Genomic DNA, 20,570 nt, shown 5'->3' on the forward strand with positions numbered 1-20,570 from the left:
TCAGATCTTTGGCACAAAAAAGCCCCGGCGTTAATAACGACCGGGGCCTGTTAATGTTGTCAAAACCCATTCAAATAATACAGTCTTTGTGCCATCAATCGACACAAGCTGAGTAGCTTAATTTTAAAGCGCTTCGCAAGAATAGGTGACCGTACAACGCAGCATATCAGTTTCGCAATTAGTGGTACTGGAACAGTTAGGCATTCCTCTTGATAGATAGAAATCTTGTATGAAACGACTAAGCTTAATATTAAAATCAACACCGCGCTCATGACTTAGCTCAGCTTCTCCGCTATTTCGTATTTGCCCATCAATCGGAGCACTTGATACTTCGTCTGGTGTTATCGGCACCACGAGATTGATGTCGGCCGTCACCCCAACAGCGATAAAGGTCATCACAGTAGTATTCGCTTTTTGGCTTTTGATCGATGTTGCAAATTCATTAAGCGTAGTTGCCGTCTGCACTGCATTGTTAACCGTAGTAGACACACGTTCCGCTTTGCTTAATACCCGTTTTTTGAGTGAATTAGCAGCAACGTTATTATCAACAGCTAACACTGGAGAGCTGCCAATGCTGAGAATTTCTGTGCAATGATAATCATCACAACAGGATGAGTCACGCGGATCGCAAACTTCCTCTTCCCAAACATAAAGGCGTGTTTCATATATCGCATTTCTCAACGCCCAATAAACCTGTTTAACAGCAAGGTCACTATCAGAACACGTAAACTGTTGGCTGCATTTAATCTCAAAATCATACTCCGTATGTGCCAACTGACCGCTACTCTTGTCGAATACACGGTGGATAATAGTGGTTTGTTCGGTGTAAAAGTTATCCAGAAAATGCGCTCTGATTTCATCATATTGATAGGCCTGACAAGCCGCTGAATGTTTATTGCTAAAATTAAAACAATTATTAGATGATGCAAGTATGTCTGTAGAATAGAAAAGGGCAGAGATTAACACAAAAAATGTGTACACTTTTAAGTACATTATAGCTAATTCCTTTTAAATAATGGTTTCTGTAAATCCAAATATCTTCAAGTTACTTGGACAAAAAAAAGCCTAAGGAAACTGCGAATAAGTCCTGCAATTTAGTTCTTGAACCAGCCTTTGCATTCGCCGTCTAATTTTTGAACGCTAAATTTTCAATTTCGGCCAATATACTGCCGTTTTAGGCCGGATTGCCGCCTTATTCCGGACTATTCCCGGATTTTAGACAGATCTTGGCTGTCGTCGTAACATTTGGTCTACTTTAAACAGGTTCGCCAAGGTGAATAACATAGCTAACTGTGAGTCATTTTTCATCAGCCCTTTATAACGTGCTTTGATAAAGCCAAACTGACATTTGATGAGCCGAAACGGATGCTCCACTTTTGCTCGGATGCTGGCTTTTAAGTATTCGATGTTGATGGCCGTTTTGTTTTTGCGGGGATGCTTTTTCAGTGTCCGGACTCTTCCGGGGCGTTCGGCAATCAGCCATTCCACTTTCGTATCTTGCAACTCTTCCCGTTTATCTACTCCCTGATAACCGGCATCGCCGGAAGCGAATTCTTCTTCGCCGTGCAACAAATTGTGCAACTGGTTCAGGTCATGCTCGTTGGCGGCGGTGGTCACCAGCGTATGAGTCAGGCCGCTCTTGGCATCCACACCAATATGGGCTTTCATACCGAAGTGCCATTCATTGCCTTTCTTGGTCTGATGCATATCCGGGTCGCGTTCATTCTTTTTATTCTTGGTGGAGCTGGGTGCTTCAATAATCGTGGCATCCACCAGTGTGCCCTGCGTCATCATCACACCGCTGTCCGTCAGCCATTGGTTGACCGTTTTGAATAATTTGCGAGTCAGCTTGTGTTTTTCTAGCAAGTGCCGGAAGTTCATAATGGTAGTACGGTCTGGAATCGCTTTATCCAATGACAGTTGCGCAAACTGACGCATCGAAGCAATTTCATATAACGCATCTTCCATCGCTTCATCACCAAGGCTATACCATTGCTGCATACAGTGAATGCGAAACATGGTCTCAAGCGCATACGGACGTCTGCCATTGCCTGCTTTAGGATAAAAGGGTTCAATCACTTCCAGCAGTTGAGACCACGGCAGCAGGTTATCCATTCTGGATAAGAATATCTCTTTACGAGTTTGACGGCGCTTGCTGGAAAACTCACTATCGGCAAAAGTTAACTGTTGGCTCATGGGCGGTAATGGCTGTGATTTACTATGCAGCTATGATCTCACATCGGGGACTTATTCGCATCTTCCCTAACAGACAAGACAAGACAAATTAATAAGCAGGATCAAGAACATGACGTTGAACCTGAACCTGCTTATTTTTATTCATGATGGAAACTCAGATGGTTGGGAATCAATCGCCGCTGACGCCGTTTGCCAATATCAGTACGTCTTGCGATAACCTATACCAGCCATTGACGGCGATCATATTAACGATGGCCAACAGGCGTTTACCGAAGTACCGGGCAACACTCTAAATAATCCGGTCTTTGTCCCATTCTTTGAGCTTTTCCTGACGAGCCGCTTCCTTTTCCATACGTGCTTTTTTGCGGTCACAGGGTTCAGGGCAATCGCAGGCCTTTTCGATACCCAAGGCGCCTAACCCACCGCAACTGCCAGAAATGCTCCTCTTCTGCATAATGTAGCCAATGGCCATGGCAGTGACCATTACCAGAAAGAATGCGAAGGCTAATATAAAGGTACTCATTGTTTAACAAACCTCAGCGCTTAGCGCATTAATAAACCGTTACCAGCTCTTTAAAGGCCGGACTGGCATATTCTTCAAAATCCTTGTCTTTACGACGAATTATAAACACAGCAATGTTATTGGCTTCTGCTACTTCAATAGCATCTTCCCAACCCATTACATTAAAGGCAGTGGCCAGGCCATCAGCCGTCATTGAAGACGAGTGAACCACGGTGACCGCCACGGTATTGTGCTGAATGGGTTTACCCGTACGCGGATCAATAAGGTGTGAATACCGGGTACCATCCTGTTCATAGTAATTGCGATAATCACCAGATGTTGCAATGGCATTATCACCAATAGACACTACTTTCTGAACAGCACGCTGATTTGAAACCGGCTTTTCAATGGCGATTAACCAGGGTGAACCATCACCCTTTTCACCTTTCACGCGCATCTCACCACCAATCTCGACCAGATAGTTGTGAATACCGTTTTCTTCCAGCAGATCGGCGACCACATCAACACCATAGCCCTTGGCTATCGTAGATAAATCCACATACAGCTGCGGATGATGCTTCACCAAAGCGCGACCTTGTACCTCAAGTTTATCTAGGCCAACGTACTCTCTGACTGCCGTGACATCTTCTTCGTCGGGGATTGTTTCAGGGCGCATAGTAGGCCCAAACCCCCAAAGATTCACCAGTGGACCTACGGTCACGTCCAGTACGCCATCACTTAACTCACCGAGCCGTAAAGCTTCGTTAACTACCAGCAGGGTTTCATCAGACACCTCAAAGGGTTTTTCAAAGCGATACTGGTTAAAACGTGACAGCTCAGAGGTTGGATCGTACGTCGACATCAGCTTGTTTACCTGAACAAGACGCTTATCGATAGCGGCTTTGATAACCTCATCGCTTACGCCCGCTACCTCAGGAAACTTAACGTTATAGGTCGTCCCCATTGTCTGACCTAAAATGTGCTCAACTTTTACCACTGGCTGTTTTGAACAGGCAGCTATAAATAGGACCACAATAACCAGCAAAAATTTCATTTGTGTCACGCTCATCCCCTTGGACGCTACAGCAAGTACAGCATAATTATACAGGGTTAATAAAAAAGGGGCTAACAGCCCCTTTTATTATTTTACCTTTTCGGCTTAGCCACCGAAGTCATCCAGCAGGATGTTTTCGTCTTCTACGCCGAGGTCTTTCAACATGTTGATAACCGCAGCGTTCATCATAGGTGGTCCACACATGTAGAACTCACAATCTTCTGGTGCAGGGTGGTCTTTCAGGTAGTTTTCCAGTAATACATTGTGGATAAACCCTGTGTAACCGTCCCAGTTGTCTTCTGGCTGAGGATCAGACAGCGCAACGTGCCATTCGAAGTTATCGTTCTCTTCCTGCAGCATATCAAAATCTTCTACATAGAACATTTCGCGCAGCGAACGAGCACCGTACCAGAAACTGATCTTACGGTCAGTCTTAATACGACGCAGTTGGTCGAAGATATGTGAGCGCATAGGCGCCATACCAGCACCACCACCAACGAATACCATTTCTGCATCGGTGTCTTTAGCGAAGAATTCACCGAACGGACCAGAGATAGTCGCCTTGTCACCTTCCTTGAGGCTCCAGATGTACGATGACATCTTACCGGCCGGCAGGCTCAGGTTGTTTGGCGGCGGCGAAGCAATACGCACGTTCAGCATGATAATGCCTTCTTCTTCCGGGTAGTTCGCCATGGAATACGCACGAATAGTCTCTTCGTCTACTTTTGATTCGATATCGAAGAAGCCAAAGCGCTCCCAGTCACCACGATACTCTTCTGGTACATCAAAGTCTTTGTACTTAACGTGATGTGGTGGAGCTTCGATCTGAATGTAACCACCGGCACGGAAAGGCACGCTCTCGCCGTTTGGAATTTTAAGCTTAAGCTCTTTGATGAAGGTCGCTTTGTTATCGTTAGAAATAACTTCACAATCCCACTTCTTAATACCAAAGATTTCTTCTTCCAGCTCAATTTTCATGTCTTGCTTAACAGATACCTGGCAAGACAAACGGCAGCCTTCACGGGCTTCACGCTTGGTGATGTGGTCCAATTCGGTTGGCAGAATTTCACCACCACCTTCTTTTACATCCACACGGCACTGGCCGCATGAACCACCACCACCACAAGCAGAGGATACAAAGATCCCTGCATCGGCCAGGGCACCCAGCAATTTGCCGCCTGGTGCTGTCTTGATGTCTTTCTCAGGATCATCATTGATTCTGATAGTGACGTCGCCGGATGGTACCAGTTTAGACTTGGCAAACATAATGATGAATACCAGTGCCAATACGATGACGATAAACATCCCTACGCCAAGAATGATTTCAATTTGATTCATTGTTTCTGCTCCCTAGCGTCGATTACAGCTGTACACCAGTGAAGGACTGGAAACCCAGTGCCATCAGACCAGCAATCATGAAAACAGAACCCAGACCACGGATACCGTCTGGCATGTCAGCATATTTCAGCTTTTCACGCACAGCAGCCAGTAACACAATAGCCAGAGCCCAACCCATACCACTGCCTACACCGTAAACAATACTTTCGGTAAAGTTGTACTCACGCTGTACCGCGAAAGCCACACCACCAAAGATTGCACAGTTAACCGTGATAAGCGGCAGGAAGATACCCAGAGCGTTATATAGCGCCGGGAAGAACTTATCCAGACTCATTTCCAGAATCTGTACCAGTGCCGCAATAACACCGATAAAGGTCAGAAAGTTCAGGAAGCTCAGGTCTGCATCAGGGAACCCGGCCCAGGCCAGAGCACCAGGTGCCAGAATGTTCACATAGATAACCTGGTTAACCGGCACTGAAATACCCAGTACTACGATTACCGCAACCCCCAGCCCCATTGCTGTTTTAACTTTCTTTGAGACGGCCAGAAAAGTACACATACCCAAGAACAGCGACAACGCCATGTTCTCAACAAAGATTGAGCGAACAAATAATGATAAATAATGTTCCACGAGACTTACTCCTTAGGCTCAACTTGTTCTGGGCGAAGGGTACGGAGCGCCCATACCAAACCACCAATTAAGAAGAACGAGCTGAACGGCAGAATCAGCAGACCGTTAGCCTGATACCAACCACCATTTTGAATCAGCGGCAGAATTTCGAAGCCAAGGATAGTTCCGAAACCAAACAGTTCTTTAATGGTACCCACGATAATCAATACCAGTGAATAGCCAAGACCGTTACCGATGCCGTCTAGGAACGACATTAGTGGCGGACTCTTCATTGCGTACGCTTCCGCACGTCCCATTACGATACAGTTAGTAATAATCAGACCAACGAAAACCGAGAGTTGTTTAGATACCTCATAGGAGTAAGCCTTGAGGATTTGGTCTACAACAATTACCAGCGACGCGATAATGGTCATCTGAATGATGATCCGCACGCTGCTTGGGATCTGGTTTCGAATTAACGAGATAAACAAGTTAGAAAACGCCACAACGCTGGTTAGCGCCAAGGACATTACTAACGCGGTTTCTAGTTTAGTAGTAATCGCAAGTGCAGAACAAATACCGAGGATTTGTAATGCAATTGGGTTACTGTCTAAGATCGGTCCAAAGAGGACCTTCTTCATTTCTTTAGTATCAGCCATGATAATAACCCCTTACGAACGCCAGGCTTGTTTTTTAAGGAACGGACCAAAGCCGTTATCGCCTACCCAGTACCGAACCATGTTATTAACACCGTTACTGGTCAGCGTTGCACCAGACAGTGCGTCAACTGCATAAGGGTTGTTTTCGCCCGCGTTCTTTTTCACTTCAATTTCAACCTGGCCATCTTCGTACAGCTTCTTGCCATCCCACTTAGCCTGCCATGCTGGGTTTTGAACTTCACCACCCAGTCCTGGCGTTTCTTTTTGCTGGTAGTAAATCAGTTCACGAACGGTTTTGCCGTCAGCGTCAACTGCCAGGAAACCGTACATCAGATCCCACAGACCGCTACCATGTACAGGCAGGATGACGCGACTGACATCACCGGCTTCATCACGTACTAAATAAACAGAGGCTACTTCGGCACGACGTTGGAAACCCACGTTGCTGTTTTCCACCTTGATGCTCATGTCGTCGACTTTCGCCGCTTTGTACATGTCGTAGTCTTCTTTTGGTGCTTCAACAAAGTCACCGCTGCTTAAATCAACATAACGTTGTTCTACAAATTCATTGTAAGTGGCAAGGATGTCGCCGTTTGCCTGATCCAGTAACCCCGCCGCATGCAGGATGTTAGACATCTTGTCTTTCTTAGCGTTGGTTTGCTGAATATCTCGCAGGCCAACGGCCGCACCCGATACAATAATTGAACAAACTAGACAAACTGCCAGTACTACGCCGACCGTTTTTCCTAAAGATTCTTTTTTAGCCGACACGAGCTATCCTCCGCTTGATATTGCTTTGAGCGACAAAGTAGTCGAAGAGTGGCGCCCACAGGTTGGCAAACAGAATTGCCAGCATAACGCCCTCTGGGAATGCAGGGTTAAGTACACGAATCAGCACGGTCATAAAACCAATAAAGAATCCGTACGCCCACTTGCCCTGGTTGGTAAACGACGCAGACACGGGGTCTGTCGCCATAAAGAACATACCAAAGGCTAAACCACCCACTACAAAGTGCCAGTGAGCCGGCATGGCGAACATTGGGTTAGTATCGCTGCCAATCAGGTTAAGCAGGGTTGCGAAGAACGCCACACCCAGCGCCACACCCGCAACAATCCGCCAACTCGCAATACGCATGTAAATAATGAACAGGCCGCCCAGCATAATCGCCAGTGCAGACACTTCACCGGCAGAACCAGGGATGAAGCCCATGAACGCATCCATCCAGGCGTTAGTGTCGGCATAGTTTAATGTGCCTGCTGCGCCATCACTCAGTGACGTAGCGCCAGAATAGCCGTCTGCAGCAACCCATACGCGGTCACCAGAAATTTGCGCCGGATATGCGAAGTACAGGAATGCACGACCCGACAGTGCAGGGTTCAGGAAGTTGCGGCCAGTACCACCAAAGATTTCTTTCGCGATAACCACACCGAAGGTAATCCCTAAGGCAACCTGCCACAGCGGAATAGTCGCTGGCAGCGTTAGTGCAAATAGTACTGAAGTCACAAAGAAACCTTCGTTGACTTCGTGCTTGCGCACGGAAGCAAACAGTACTTCCCAGAAACCACCAACAACGAACGTAGTTGCGTAAATCGGTAACCAGAAACAAGCACCGTAAAACATCAGGCCTAATGTACCCGCGTTTGAAATGTCTCCACCCAGTGCCGCAAACAGACCTGCCTGCCAGGCATCAGGTAAGGTACCAGCGCCAGCAACAATTGCTTCCTGGGCCTGGAAACCAATGTTATACATACCAAAAAACATGGCAGGGAACGTAGCCATCCACACCATGATCATGATGCGTTTCAGGTCGATACTGTCACGCACGTGCGTGCCAGCTTTGTTTACATGACCAGGCGTGTAGAAAATAGTTGCGGCTGCTTCATACAGTGCATACCATTTTTCGTACTTTCCACCGGGCTCGAAGTTAGGTTCGATTTTTTCTAAATACGCTTTTAAGCCCATGAATTAACCCTCTTTCTCAATGGTGGTCAAACAATCGCGCAGAATGGAACCATAGGTGTATTTGCCGGGGCACACATAGGTACACAGCGCCAAATCTTCCTCGTCCAGTTCCAGACAGCCCAGTGTTTGAGCACTGTCAGTATCACCGGAAATTAAATCCCGTAATAATAACGTTGGCAGGATATCCAGAGGCATTACACGCTCGTAGTTACCAATTGGTACCATTGAACGCTCTGAGCCGTTAGTGGTCGTGGTCATGTCAAATTGCTTGCTACCACTGAAGTGACCGGTGTACGCACGGGTAACTGAGTGTTTATCAGACCCAGGTGTTAACCAACCAAACAGGACTTTTTCTTTACCTTCCAGTAACAGAGATACCTGTAAGTGGAAACGACCTAAGAAGCCGTGTACGCCCTGTGCGGTAGTTCCGTTGAGTACTGAACCAGAAACCACACGAACGTCGCCATCTTTCTTCTCGCTGGCAGTCAGTTCTGTCAGGTCTGCGCCGACAACAGTTCGTACCAGACGAGGATTCTTCGCCGCCGGACCGCCGATTGCCACCACACGGCTGTTGTCCAGTTCGCCGCTGGTCAGTGTTTTACCAATGGCTATAACGTCCTGGTAGTTTACTGTCCATACCGTTTTCTTGGCGCCGACCGGATCCAGATAATGTACGTGAGTACCAGCCAGACCAGCAGGATGCGGACCATCAAACTCAGCCGTTTCTGCTTTGCTGTCGCCAGCAGATACGTTTGCGCCGGCTTTCTTACAAAGATACACCTTACCGCCGGATAAGATGCTAAGCGCTTTTAAGCCGTTAGCGAAATCTTCCTGACGCTCAGCGATAATTACCGCCGGATCAGCTGCTAACGGGTTAGTGTCCATCGCGTTAACGAAAATCGAGCTTGGGGTGGACCCCAGCGCCGGAGACTTACTAAACGGGCGTGTACGAAGTGTCGTCCACAAACCGGTGTCTACCAGCACTTGCTCAATTTTTTCACGCGCAGTTGAAGTAATCTGGTCAGCAGCAATGGCTTCGAAGGTTTCCGCTTCGTTTCCTTCCTGCTTTACAACAACTGATTGTAAAACACGTTTAGCACCACGGTTTACTTCTACCACTTCACCCGCAACCGGAGCAGTAAATTTAACGCCAGGATTCTTTTTATCTTCAAAAATCAGCTGACCTTTCTTTACTTTGTCTCCAACCTGCACGTGCATGGTAGGACGCATACCCACATATTCTTCTCCCAGTATGGCAGCCCGAGACACAGACAGACCATCCTGGATCTGTTGTGTCGGAGCTCCCGATATAGGGAGGTCGAGACCTTTTTTGATTTTTATCATACGTAATCGCACTACTCTAATAGAAATACCCTTTTGAATTGGCTGCGCTCCGGCAAAACTGCCAACAAAGCCACAATTCAAAAACGTACTTCGCACAAACAGTAAAATTTGGTTGTTTAAAACCGTAACAAAGCTACAAAGCTTAGTTTCCACTTCGCAAAAATTGCAATCCAGCTGAATTGTTATTGTTGTTAGAATGTGTCGTGGTTATTTAGTGCTGGGCGCTTGCTGCATCGCCTGTTGTCACGACTAAGCGCAGGGTCCTGAACAAGGTCCCCCACTTAATTTCGGAATTTTAGCATCAACATAGCAACTTACGCTACGTCGATCAGAGATAATCCGTAATTTTTATCCCGATAATCTGTACAACTAACCTACCACAGTAGTCTTATATTTAATCACAGGGGCCACCCTGACTGGCTTGCAATGCCCGGCCGACTGAATATTGTCGACATGCCGGTATGCACTAAAGTATTAACAAAAAACCAAAATAAAGCCGTCATAAAGACGGCTTATATTAATTATCAAGTGGTATTACCAATTAACCAAAGGATCAACATCGGCGTCATAATCGACCCCTGACACGTCAAAACCGAACAGTTTCAAAAACTCATGATGGTAACCGGCATAATCACTCAGGTCGTGGAAATTATCCTGAGTTACCTGATCCCACAGCGCTTTAATTTTCGCCTGCGTCGCATCATTGGTCTCCTTGCCATCCATGCGGTAGCGATTGTGTTCATCAAGCGTGGCGCTATCGCCGTAAAGGCATTCTGTGTAAAGGCCTGCAATCTGTTCGATACAACCTTCGTGGGTGCCCTCTTCTTTCATTACCTGATAGATTAACGAAATATACAGCGGCATTACCGGAATCGCTGAACTGGCTTGTGTCACCAACGCCTTAAGTGATGATACATGCGCATCAACCTGCAAATCAGCATGGTCAGAATTAATCGCCGTGGCGGCACGGTCGAGATCTTCTTTGGCTTTACCAATTGTCGCCGAACCATAGATTGGCCAGGTCAGCTCTTTACCAATGTAAGTATAGGCTGTGGTTTTACACCCCTCAGCCAGCACACCTGCCTCAGCCAGCGCATTCAGCCACAACTCCCAGTCTTCACCGCCCATCACCTTAACAGTATCCGCAATTTCTTCTGCGGTCGCAGGCTCGAGAGAGACTTCGTGGATTTTATCTTTGTCGGTATCGTAAGTTTTTGTGGTATAGGCCTGACCAACCGGTTTCAGGGTAGACTTGTAGGTTTCACCTGTGGCCGGATCGGTGCGACGTGGTGACGCAAGACTGTAAATAACCAAATCCACCTGACCCAGGTCGGCTTTGATTTTGTCGATAACTTGCTCTTTTAATTCGTTAGAGAAAGCATCACCGTTAATGGTTTCAGCGTAAAGGTCAGCAGCTTTTGCCTGCTCATGAAACGCCGCGGTGTTGTACCAGCCGGCCGTCGCAGTTTTACGTTCTGTAGGCGGCTTTTCGAAACACACGCCCAGGGTGTCGGCACCATAACCGAATGCAGAAGTAATGCGGGACGCCAGGCCATAGCCGGTTGAGCAACCAATAACCAGCACTTTTTTGGGCCCGTCACCGAGCTCGCCAAGACCTTTAATATATTGAATCTGTTCTGCAACCACTGCAGCACAACCTTCTGGGTGTGCATTTGTACAAATGAAGCCTCGAATTTTGGGCTTGATAACCATAGTGACACTATCCTTTCTTATTTTAGCGCGTATTGTAAATGACCGGCCGTTGATAACAACTCTGAACAGCTAGAGCATGCTAAGCCTAATGCTATTTTCGCCAATTGCAAACCACGCCTCAATGCCCGTGGTTAAAAAAGCAAAAAGCCCGCAGTCGCGGGCTTTAACAAACTATAAATAAGAGCTTAGGCAACTACGTCCAGCAGCTCGATATCAAATACCAGTGTGCTGTAGGGTGCAATCGCGCCACCTGCACCCTGTTCGCCGTAAGCCAGGCTGTGCGGAACGTACAAACGCCACTTCGAGCCCACCGGCATCATTTGCAGCGCTTCGGTCCAGCCTTTGATTACACCACCGACCGGGAATTCTGCCGGCTGGCCACGATCGTAAGAGCTGTCGAATACAGAACCGTCGATCAGAGTACCATGATAGTGTGCGCGGATGGTACTTTCAGCAGTAGGCACTTCACCGTCGCCCGCGCTAACCACTTCGTACTGAAGGCCAGATTCAGTTACCTGTACTTCTTCGCGCTTAGCGTTTTCAGCCAGGAAGTTCTCGCCGTCTTCGATAGCGGCATTATGTTGCTCGGCTTTAGCCGCCTGCATACGCTCGTGAATTTCACCAAACGCAGCACGCAGAGCGTCGTTATCAACCTGTGGAGCCTGACCAGTGAATGCATCTTTTAACCCTGCTACAACAGAGTCCAGATCCAGTCCGTCAAATGGATTTGATTGTAATTGCTGACCCATTTGGAAACCAATCCCGTAACTAGCCTGAGTTTCTACTGTTTTAAATAAATCTGACACAGTGTCTCCTGAAATAAAATTACACTTTCTGCGCAATTATTAATCAAAAACCGTAGTATTCTGAAAATTTTTATTACGCTTCGATTTTTCGCTGGCATAGTGTAACACAGCCAGATAATCCGTGCCCGCGACATTGTTCCGACCGGTTTGAAGAGCCCGTTCCAAGGGGCTGTTAGATAAAAAGCTATTAGACAATTTAACTAAGAGACAGTATGTTGATAGCACTGTTTTTTGGAGGACGCCATGCAATCACATTATGACGCGCAGTTGAAAGATACTGTTCGCTATTTGGGAAAAACGCTGGGACAAACAATCAAAGCTCAGCTGGGAAATGACTGGTTGGAGAAAATAGAGAAAGTTCGCCTTGACGGTCGTGCATCGTTTAAAGGGGATACAGATTGCAGTAAAAATCTGAAAGAAACTTTCAAAACCATGTCCGACAGCGAATTACTGGTAGTAGCCAGAGCATTCGCTCAGTTTCTTAATCTGGGCAATATCGCCGAACAGGAATACAACGCTGGCCTGGATGTTGACGCATCCATCGATTCACTCTTTTCACACCTCGATAAGGCTGAACTGAGCGCGCTGGAAGTGGAAAAAGCGGTGGCTAAACTGGATATCGATCTGGTACTTACCGCTCACCCGACCGAAGTATTCCGTCGTACCCTGATACATAAGCATAAAGAGTTAGCTTACTGCTTAAAAAGCATGCACCACGAGCAATTAAGCGATACCGAGCGAAATCGCCTGGAAACCCGCATTGCAGACCTGATTAGTCAGGCCTGGCATACCGAAGAAATTCGATCGGTTCGCCCCACCCCGGTGGACGAAGCACGCTGGGGATTTTCGGTAATCGAAAACTCACTGTGGGACGCTGTCCCTGAGTTCTTGCGTGATTTAGACGAACGCTTAAAGAAGGATTACAACGTATCTCTGCCGATAGACGCGGCTCCTATTCACTTTAGTTCGTGGATGGGCGGCGACCGTGACGGTAACCCGTTCGTTACAGCCAAAGTGACCGAAGAAGTTTTGCTGCTGGCCCGTCGCCGTGCCGCTAAACTGCTGACTATCGATCTTGACCGCCTGCAGGTTGAGCTGTCGATGAATGACTGCAACGATGAACTCAAAAACGCAGTAGGTGAACAATACGAGCCCTACCGCGCGCTGTTACGCCCGCTGGTGAAGCGTTGTGCAGATACCCGCGACGGTATTTACGATTTCTTCAATGGCCGTCCCTATGATTCCAGCGAGTGGATTGCCTCTAATGATGAGTTGTTAGAGCCCCTGCTGATGTGCTACCGCTCACTGTGTGAGTCGGGTCTGGAAGTAACCGCTAACGGCATGCTGCTCGACACTATCCGTCGTGTTAAGTGTTTTGGCGTTCACCTGTTGCGTCTGGACGTTCGTCAGGACTCCCAACGTCACGCTGATGTGCTTAGCGAAGTTACCCGTTACCTTGGGTTAGGCGACTACGCTCACTGGAGTGAGGCCGACAAACAAGCCTTCCTGCTGCGTGAGCTTAGCTCCAAGCGACCTTTGTTCCCGCGCTGCTGGGAACCATCGGAAGAGGTTCAGGAAGTGCTCAACACCTGTAAGGTTATCGCTAATCACAGCCGCCATGGTTTTGGTATCTACATTATTTCTATGGCAAGTGAAGCCTCAGACGTAATGGCCGTACAACTGCTACTTCAGGAAATGGGCGTCGACTGGCCAATGCCGGTAGCCCCCTTATTTGAAACGCTGGACGATTTGAATAATTCGCCCACCGTAATGCGTAAACTGCTGAGCATTGATTGGTACCGTGGTTATATTCAGGGTAAGCAGTTCGTAATGATTGGTTATTCTGACTCAGCCAAAGATGCGGGCGCTATTGCCGCAGGGTGGGCACAATACGAGTCTCAGGAAGCGCTGGTTGCGCTGGCTGAGGAATTCGACGTTAAGCTCACGCTGTTCCATGGTCGCGGCGGCACGATTGGCCGCGGCGGACTGCCCGCGCATGCAGCCATACATTCTCAACCACCGGGTTCACTGGACGGTGGTTTCCGGGTAACCGAACAGGGTGAAACCATCCGTTATAAGTTTGGTATGCCGTTACTGGCTAAGCGCAGCCTGGGTATCTACACCAGTGCTATTATAGAAGCCATGTTGTTCCCACCACCTGCACCTAAAGACGAGTGGCGTGAACTAATGGCTGCCATGGCCGCCAAAGGTCGGGATTTCTACCGTGGCGTAGTGCGTCAGGACCCAGAATTTGTACCTTATTTCAGGGTTGCTACACCGGAGCAAGAATTAGGTAAACTGCCGCTTGGGAGTCGCCCGGCTAAACGTAAGCCGACAGGCGGTATCGAGAGCCTGCGTGCCATTCCGTGGATTTTTGCCTGGGCGCAAACCCGTCTGGTATTGCCGGCCTGGTTAGGCAGCATGAAAGCTATCGAAGCAGTCCGTCAGGCAGGTCATCACGAGAAGCTACAGGAAATGCGCGAAAACTGGCCGTTCTTCCAGTCGCGTTTGTCCATGCTGGATATGGTTTTCCAAAAAGCGGATCCGCGTATCAGCGCGGAATACGACGCTCGCTTGGTGCCCGATGAGCTGAAACACTTCGGTGAAGCACTACGCAATGAGTTACAGGAAGCCATCAAGCTACAACTGGATATTAACGGCCAGTCCGATATCATGGAAGCGGATCCGCAAGGTAAAGAGTCAATGAATATTCGCGCTCAGTACCTTGAACCACTGCATTTTCTGCAAATTGAGCTGCTTTCGCGCTTACGTCAGTTAGATGACGATGAGCATGATGCCACGCTGGATAAAGCCATGATGGTTGCGATCAGTGGTATTGCTATCGGTATGCGTAATACCGGTTAATCCACCCGCACGGTAACGTAACAAATAAAGCGCGGATAATGGTATCCGGGCTTTTTTTATGCCATCAACAAAAAAGCCGCTCAAATGAGCGGCTTTGACATATAAACTTAACGTTACTTACCCGTTTACGAAGTCAACACCCAGTTTGATGTCGCCACGCAGGCCTTCCAGCATATCTTCTTTAGCTTTTTGTTCGAAGGCACTCAGTTCGCCGTAAGACAGAATTTCTTCAACACCGTTTGGACCTAAACGTACAGGGTGAGAGAAGAACGCAGCGTCATCGCTGTCGTCAGTTTGTACATAGGTGTACTCAACCACGTTGTCGCCTTGCATAGCGGCAACCAGAGACAGACAGAAACGTGCAGCCGCCTGGCCCATAGACAGTGTAGCAGAACCGCCGCCGGCTTTAGCTTCAACCACTTCAGTCCCCGCATTCTGGATACGAGTAGTCAGCGAAGCCACTTCGTCATCAGAGAAGTCTACGCCTTCAACCTGAGACAGCAGAGGCAGAATAGTCGTGCCTGAGTGACCACCGATAACCGGTACGTGAGTATTCGCCGGATCCAGATCTTTCAGTTCTGCAACAAAGGTTTCTGCACGGATCACGTCCAGAGTGGTTACACCGAACAGTTTGTTCTTATCGTAAACGCCTTTTGCTTTCAGTGTTTCAGCAGCGATAGCAACAGTGGTGTTTACCGGGTTTGTGATAATACAAGTACAAGCAGAAGGACAGTTATCAGCAATGCCTTCAACCAGATTCTTAACGATACCCGCGTTGATATTGAACAGGTCGGAACGATCCATACCAGGCTTACGAGGTACACCCGCTGGAATTAAAACTACGTCACAACCCGTTAAAGCTTCTGCCAGGTCATCTTTACCGTGACCGGTAACTTTCACTGCAGTGGGGATGTGGCTTAAATCTACCGCTACACCAGGAACAACAGGTGCAACGTCATACAAAGCTAACTCAGAACCTGCTGGCAGTTGTGTTTTTAACAACAGTGACAGCGCCTGACCAATACCACCGGCAGCACCTAACACGGCTACTTTCATACCATTTCTCCTCATGGAAAGAATCACGTTTAATAACGGCCGAACACATTAAAGGATGTCAGCCTTAAACTCAATCACCTATTAGTCGTAGGACAGGTGAATGGGCGATTTATCGGGTTATATTCAATATAAGTGCATAGTTATGCATTAATGTTGCTTTTTCATGCAAATTAGGGCACAATAACTGGTTTTTAAAACCGTTAGGGTATGGGAGTTATCCCGGCCCTGAACCTTTCGCGGGATAGAGTATACACCAAGCCGGCAGGTTAGCCGAATCGATTAGCGATTAAAACTTAACCCACGCCGCCAATAACATACTATTACGAATAAACGTCAGGAACTAAATGGCAAATCAGAAGCAGGAAGAGCTCATCCGGGCATTCAAAGACATTCTTAAAGCTGAAAGTTACGGCTCCCAGGGAGAAATTGTTGAAGGGCTGAAAAGCCAGGGCTTTAACAATATTAGTCAAAGTAAAATTTCACGCATGCTGAGTAAGTTTGGCGCGGTTCGCACCCGCAATGCACGCGGCGATATGGTTTACTGCCTGCCGCCGGAACTGGGCATGCCAACAGCTAAAAGTCCGCTTAAACAACTGGTGCTGGATATTGTGCATAATAATGTGATGGTAATTATTCGCACCAGTCCGGGAGCCGCACAGCTCATTGCCCGTCTGCTGGACTCGCTCAGTAAAAAAGATGGCGTGCTTGGCACTATTGCCGGTGATGACACCATTTTTATTGCGCCGGCCGATGTCAGTAAAATTGAAAACCTGCGCCAGCGGGTAGAGGATTTATTCGATAATGTTTAGGGCTTGCTGCCCAACATCTGTTTAGAAGGTGCCGGCTGCACGCCGGTATTTTTTGCCCTAAAAGCAGTCCATTAATCAGAAAATCTCAGCTTTATACATGTCTTCCTGGAGACTACTGAATTTCAAAAAACAAAAAACCCCGCTTCGCGGGGTTTTTTAAATAAATATCTAACGGGTTAGCTTAGAAGCGGTAGTTGACACCTACACGGATTTCCCAAAGCGATGCGTTGTTTTGTACGCTGTCGCGCTGACGTGGAGTAGAGAACGTCTCGTACACGTACTGGCCTTGGTCATTAACACTTGCACCAACTACTGACTCAGACACGAAGTTACCTTGTTTCAGTACGCCCCAGTCATCGTTTAACAGGTTAGTAAAGTTCTCAATAACAAAGAACGCTTCAGCAGAGTGATCAGCGGTAAACGCTGGTAGCTCTTGGCTGATACGCAGGTCAACCTTAGTCCACCAGTCACCATTTACGCTGTTACGGCCCATGATTTTACCGCGATCTAAGCCTTCAGATGAGATGAATGCATTAAAGGCATCCAAGTCAAAATCAGGACCATAGACAACATTTGGATCATCTACAGTTGGTACGTAAATCAACTGGCGCCAGCCACCTGTGTCATCACCGTAATAGTTGTCAATTGCGTTTGTATAATAGTCGTCACCATCGTCATCAAAACGTTGAACGCTATCATAAGTATAACTCATACCACGACCTTCATTCGCCTGAGCAAACATGGTAATACGCGTAGTATATCCATCAATAAACTCTTGAGCATAACCAATACGCAGAGTAAAGCGATGTGGAATGTTGTAGTTAGACGTTGCTACCGCAGGATTGTTTGGATCGTAGGTTGCGAAGCTAGAGTAGTTTGAACTTGCTACCGAGCTGGTCATTGGGTTAGCGTCAGTCGAGTCGTTGTAAGCATAAGCAAAACTTACATCCAGACCGAAGTCATACTCTTTTGATACTGCAAATGACAGAGTTGTCGCGTCACCTGAATCACCTTCGATGTTAGTCAACAGGAAGGTATCGTTAGAACCAACATATACCGGACGACCGTCAGGACCAGTACCGACTTGCTCACGAGCGGGTTCTATGTAGGTAATCGCGTCTTTCTTGTCAGTGTAAAGAATGTCTGCTTGTACCAGGTAATCACCAGGTGCCAGGTAGGTTAAACCTAAGGCATATTTCCACTCAGTAGGAATATCAAGGTCTGGATCAATCGCAACAACGTAGTTAGCTGTACCTTCGGTTGGATAGTCCTCTACATAATCATATTGGGCCTGGGGTGGAGCAAAAATAGGATCACCGCCGCCTACGCGAGGCAGATCGAAAATACTGGTTTCGCCAGCGACAAAACCTGGAATGTGGTATTCACGAGAACCCACATTGGTTACACCATCATTGGAGTAGGCATTAGACACCCACACGTTCGGGCTGCCACCAGAATACAGACCGAAACCACCGTGCAGTTCCATGTCGTCAGTCAGTACATAGTTAAAGCCAACACGAGGCTGAACCAAGTCGATACCATCTAAATTAGCTGTGTTATCAAAACCGAATGCATCTTCAAATGCTGAGTTGTAACGCGGCGTATCGCTAGAAGACCAACGGTCATAACGAACACCTAGCAGTAAGGTCAGATCATCGTTAACGTACCAGTCATCCTGAATATAAAACGTAGTAGTTTCGAAACCAAAACTTGCCGCTGCGTCGTTTGGATCGTTAGTACCTGCTGAACCGTTATAGTAAATACGATTCGCTAAACCAGCTTCATAGTCAGCAATTGAGTTAAATCGGTACTCACCGATTGAGTGCTGCTGGAACAGGTTGAAGGCATCTAACTCTTCATATTCTACACCAGCTGTGATGGTGTGATCGCCGAGCAAGTAGGTACCAGCAATTTTAAATGTGGTGTTTTCCCAATTTAGCTGATTCGACTGACGCGAGTCATCAGGACCTAAGTAAACTGTGGCTTCACCGGTGTCGATTTGAACTTCACCAAAACCAGTCGCGGCATCTACCGAGTTCTGACGATTGTCTAACTTGGTGTGGCCAATACGAATTTCAGTTGAGAAATCTGCAGTCCAGTCTGAGTACAATGAACCAGTGAAGGTTTCGATTTCAGCACCGCGCTCATAATAGTGACCGTCGAATACTAACTCATCGCTGCCGCCGTCAGACTCAGAGATGTTGAAACCGTCATTCCAGTTATAGGTAAAAGATGCACGGTGATCCTGGTTTATGTTCCAGTCCAATTTAATCAACAGTTTTTCATCTTCTATTGGTGAGGATGCTTTAAAACCACCAGGATCATAACCATAGATTTCTTGTGAAATAGTACGAATTTGTTCTACTTGGGCATCAGAGACTACAGACAAAGCCGAATAGTCATGCAAACGGATCCCTTCTTTCTTCTCGTAAGCACCAAATATGAACAGTTTGTCACTGATGATTGGTAAACCAACAGTGAAACCATAACGTTTTTCAGTGTAGTTACCATTGTCGATATCACGACCTTCAATTGAGTCGCCACGGAGTGAATCAGACGTAAAGTCGTAGAATGCAGAACCGTGAACTTCGTTGGTACCAGACTTGGTTACGGCGTTGATGTTACACGCGGTAAAACCACCGTACTCAACATCGAACGGCGCTAACTCAACAGCTACCTGCTCAATGGCATCGTATGAAAACGGCATGTTTTCAGTTGGATAACCGTTAGAGTTCAGACCGAAGTTATCGTTTAAGCGCATACCATCCAGCGTTAAGCTATTAAAACGTGGAGATGCACCGGCACATTGGATGCCATCAGAATAGGTTTCATCGATATAAACACGTGGATCAGTACGAACCAGGTCTTTGATATCACGATTAATTGCGGGCGCAGTTTGCAGGTCTTCAATACTAAAATTAGCAGAAGGACCTTTTTGACCAAATGCAATAGAAGCAATCTGTGAAGCCGTTACTTCGATGCGCTCAACGTCAGCTTGGGCACCCAGTGCGAAGTTGTTCAGGTTTAAGCCGCTGTCCAGTGACAGGTAAACATCTGAAATAGTCGCGTCTTCAAAAGTATCAGAATCCATTACGATTTCGTATGGACCACCAACACGCAGACCAGACAGATTGAACTGACCATTTGCGTTAGCAGTTACTGTTTTGATACTTCCGGTCGGAATGTGCTTAACAGTAATTACTGTACCCGCTGCAGGTGCGCCCTGTGGACCAACTACGCGACCAGTGATTTCTGAAGATGTCTGTTGTGCCATAGCGGCAGTGGACAGACCAACAGACATCGCTACCGCAATCGCTACGCGATTAAGCTTCGATTTTGTCATCATTAGTGTGTTTCCCATTTATTTTCATAAGGCGTTTGTATTACTCCCGTTAACAAGAGATAGAACAGCAACCTGTTGCTTCCGGCAGTAAATGCAATTTTTATGTTCGGTCACCATAGCCGTTATTGGTGACAGTTCCGTTTTTCTGAAACAGCGTAAATCGGGCCGAGATTGTTCATTATTATTGTTTCAGCAATATGACAAATTCGCTCTGGTTGAACTACTTAAAAAGTTGACAACGCTTATTATTTTTATATTTTCCTGAACGAACGGTCAGTTATTTACCTAATTTATTAGAACCCTCGGCCCTGC

Annotated in this window: 16 protein-coding genes; 2 read left to right on the forward strand and 14 right to left on the reverse strand. The window is 47.2% G+C overall.

Going from position 1 to position 20,570, the window contains the following annotated elements; translation table 11 throughout:
- Positions 1-123: 123 nt before the first annotated feature.
- From AC2T0J_RS04180 to bamJ, 12 genes are all read right to left on the reverse strand, one after another.
- Positions 124-993 carry a hypothetical protein gene (locus AC2T0J_RS04180; RefSeq protein WP_489808918.1) on the reverse strand — a complete coding sequence of 290 codons (870 nt, stop codon included), beginning with the start codon at positions 991-993 and terminating at the stop codon, positions 124-126.
- A gap of 222 nt (positions 994-1,215) precedes the next feature.
- Positions 1,216-2,196, reverse strand: a complete 981-nt coding sequence (locus AC2T0J_RS04185) for an IS5 family transposase (RefSeq protein WP_489808919.1) — start codon at positions 2,194-2,196, stop codon at positions 1,216-1,218.
- Between the two features lie 289 nt (positions 2,197-2,485).
- The gene (nqrM, locus tag AC2T0J_RS04190; RefSeq protein WP_489808920.1) at positions 2,486-2,719 is read right to left on the reverse strand and encodes a (Na+)-NQR maturation NqrM; all 234 of its coding nucleotides are present in this window, start codon (positions 2,717-2,719) and stop codon (positions 2,486-2,488) included.
- Positions 2,720-2,747: 28 nt separating this feature from the next.
- Complete coding sequence (locus tag AC2T0J_RS04195; RefSeq protein ID WP_489810430.1) at positions 2,748-3,752, reverse strand: FAD:protein FMN transferase; 1,005 nt, start codon at positions 3,750-3,752, stop codon at positions 2,748-2,750.
- Between the two features lie 105 nt (positions 3,753-3,857).
- On the reverse strand, positions 3,858-5,090 hold the full coding sequence (nqrF, locus tag AC2T0J_RS04200) for an NADH:ubiquinone reductase (Na(+)-transporting) subunit F (RefSeq protein ID WP_489808921.1): 1,233 nt from the start codon (positions 5,088-5,090) through the stop codon (positions 3,858-3,860).
- 22 nt (positions 5,091-5,112) lie between these two features.
- Complete coding sequence (nqrE, locus tag AC2T0J_RS04205; RefSeq protein WP_123324680.1) at positions 5,113-5,721, reverse strand: NADH:ubiquinone reductase (Na(+)-transporting) subunit E; 609 nt, start codon at positions 5,719-5,721, stop codon at positions 5,113-5,115.
- A gap of 5 nt (positions 5,722-5,726) precedes the next feature.
- Positions 5,727-6,359, reverse strand: a complete 633-nt coding sequence (locus AC2T0J_RS04210; RefSeq protein ID WP_489808922.1) for an NADH:ubiquinone reductase (Na(+)-transporting) subunit D — start codon at positions 6,357-6,359, stop codon at positions 5,727-5,729.
- Between the two features lie 12 nt (positions 6,360-6,371).
- Positions 6,372-7,130, reverse strand: a complete 759-nt coding sequence (locus AC2T0J_RS04215; protein ID WP_489808923.1) for a Na(+)-translocating NADH-quinone reductase subunit C — start codon at positions 7,128-7,130, stop codon at positions 6,372-6,374.
- Entirely contained in the window at positions 7,120-8,322 is a 1,203-nt protein-coding gene (locus AC2T0J_RS04220; RefSeq protein ID WP_489808924.1) for an NADH:ubiquinone reductase (Na(+)-transporting) subunit B, read from the reverse strand. Before AC2T0J_RS04220 ends, AC2T0J_RS04215 begins: the two co-directional genes overlap by 11 nt.
- A gap of 3 nt (positions 8,323-8,325) precedes the next feature.
- Positions 8,326-9,666: a Na(+)-translocating NADH-quinone reductase subunit A gene (locus AC2T0J_RS04225; RefSeq protein ID WP_489808925.1), complete on the reverse strand. Its 1,341-nt coding sequence runs from the start codon at positions 9,664-9,666 to the stop codon at positions 8,326-8,328.
- A 534-nt stretch (positions 9,667-10,200) separates the two neighbouring features.
- The gene (gene fabV / locus AC2T0J_RS04230) at positions 10,201-11,379 is read right to left on the reverse strand and encodes an enoyl-ACP reductase FabV (protein ID WP_489808926.1); all 1,179 of its coding nucleotides are present in this window, start codon (positions 11,377-11,379) and stop codon (positions 10,201-10,203) included.
- A 185-nt stretch (positions 11,380-11,564) separates the two neighbouring features.
- A complete protein-coding gene (gene bamJ / locus AC2T0J_RS04235; protein ID WP_489808927.1) occupies positions 11,565-12,185 on the reverse strand; it encodes a BamJ family beta-barrel-assembly machinery protein in 621 nt (206 codons plus the stop codon).
- A 243-nt stretch (positions 12,186-12,428) separates the two neighbouring features.
- Here bamJ and ppc point away from each other — a divergent pair, with 243 nt between their 5' ends.
- The gene (gene ppc / locus AC2T0J_RS04240; RefSeq protein ID WP_489808928.1) at positions 12,429-15,050 is read left to right on the forward strand and encodes a phosphoenolpyruvate carboxylase; all 2,622 of its coding nucleotides are present in this window, start codon (positions 12,429-12,431) and stop codon (positions 15,048-15,050) included.
- A 117-nt stretch (positions 15,051-15,167) separates the two neighbouring features.
- Here ppc and mdh read toward each other — a convergent pair whose 3' ends face one another.
- The gene (gene mdh / locus AC2T0J_RS04245; RefSeq protein ID WP_489808929.1) at positions 15,168-16,106 is read right to left on the reverse strand and encodes a malate dehydrogenase; all 939 of its coding nucleotides are present in this window, start codon (positions 16,104-16,106) and stop codon (positions 15,168-15,170) included.
- Positions 16,107-16,450: 344 nt separating this feature from the next.
- Here mdh and argR point away from each other — a divergent pair, with 344 nt between their 5' ends.
- Entirely contained in the window at positions 16,451-16,915 is a 465-nt protein-coding gene (argR, locus tag AC2T0J_RS04250; protein WP_489808930.1) for a transcriptional regulator ArgR, read from the forward strand.
- Between the two features lie 181 nt (positions 16,916-17,096).
- Here the strand turns inward: argR and AC2T0J_RS04255 are convergent, their stop codons facing one another.
- On the reverse strand, positions 17,097-20,261 hold the full coding sequence (locus tag AC2T0J_RS04255) for a TonB-dependent receptor (RefSeq protein ID WP_489808931.1): 3,165 nt from the start codon (positions 20,259-20,261) through the stop codon (positions 17,097-17,099).
- Positions 20,262-20,570: the final 309 nt, after the last annotated feature.

It is taken from the genome of Alteromonas sp. ISO5, from assembly GCF_058105165.1.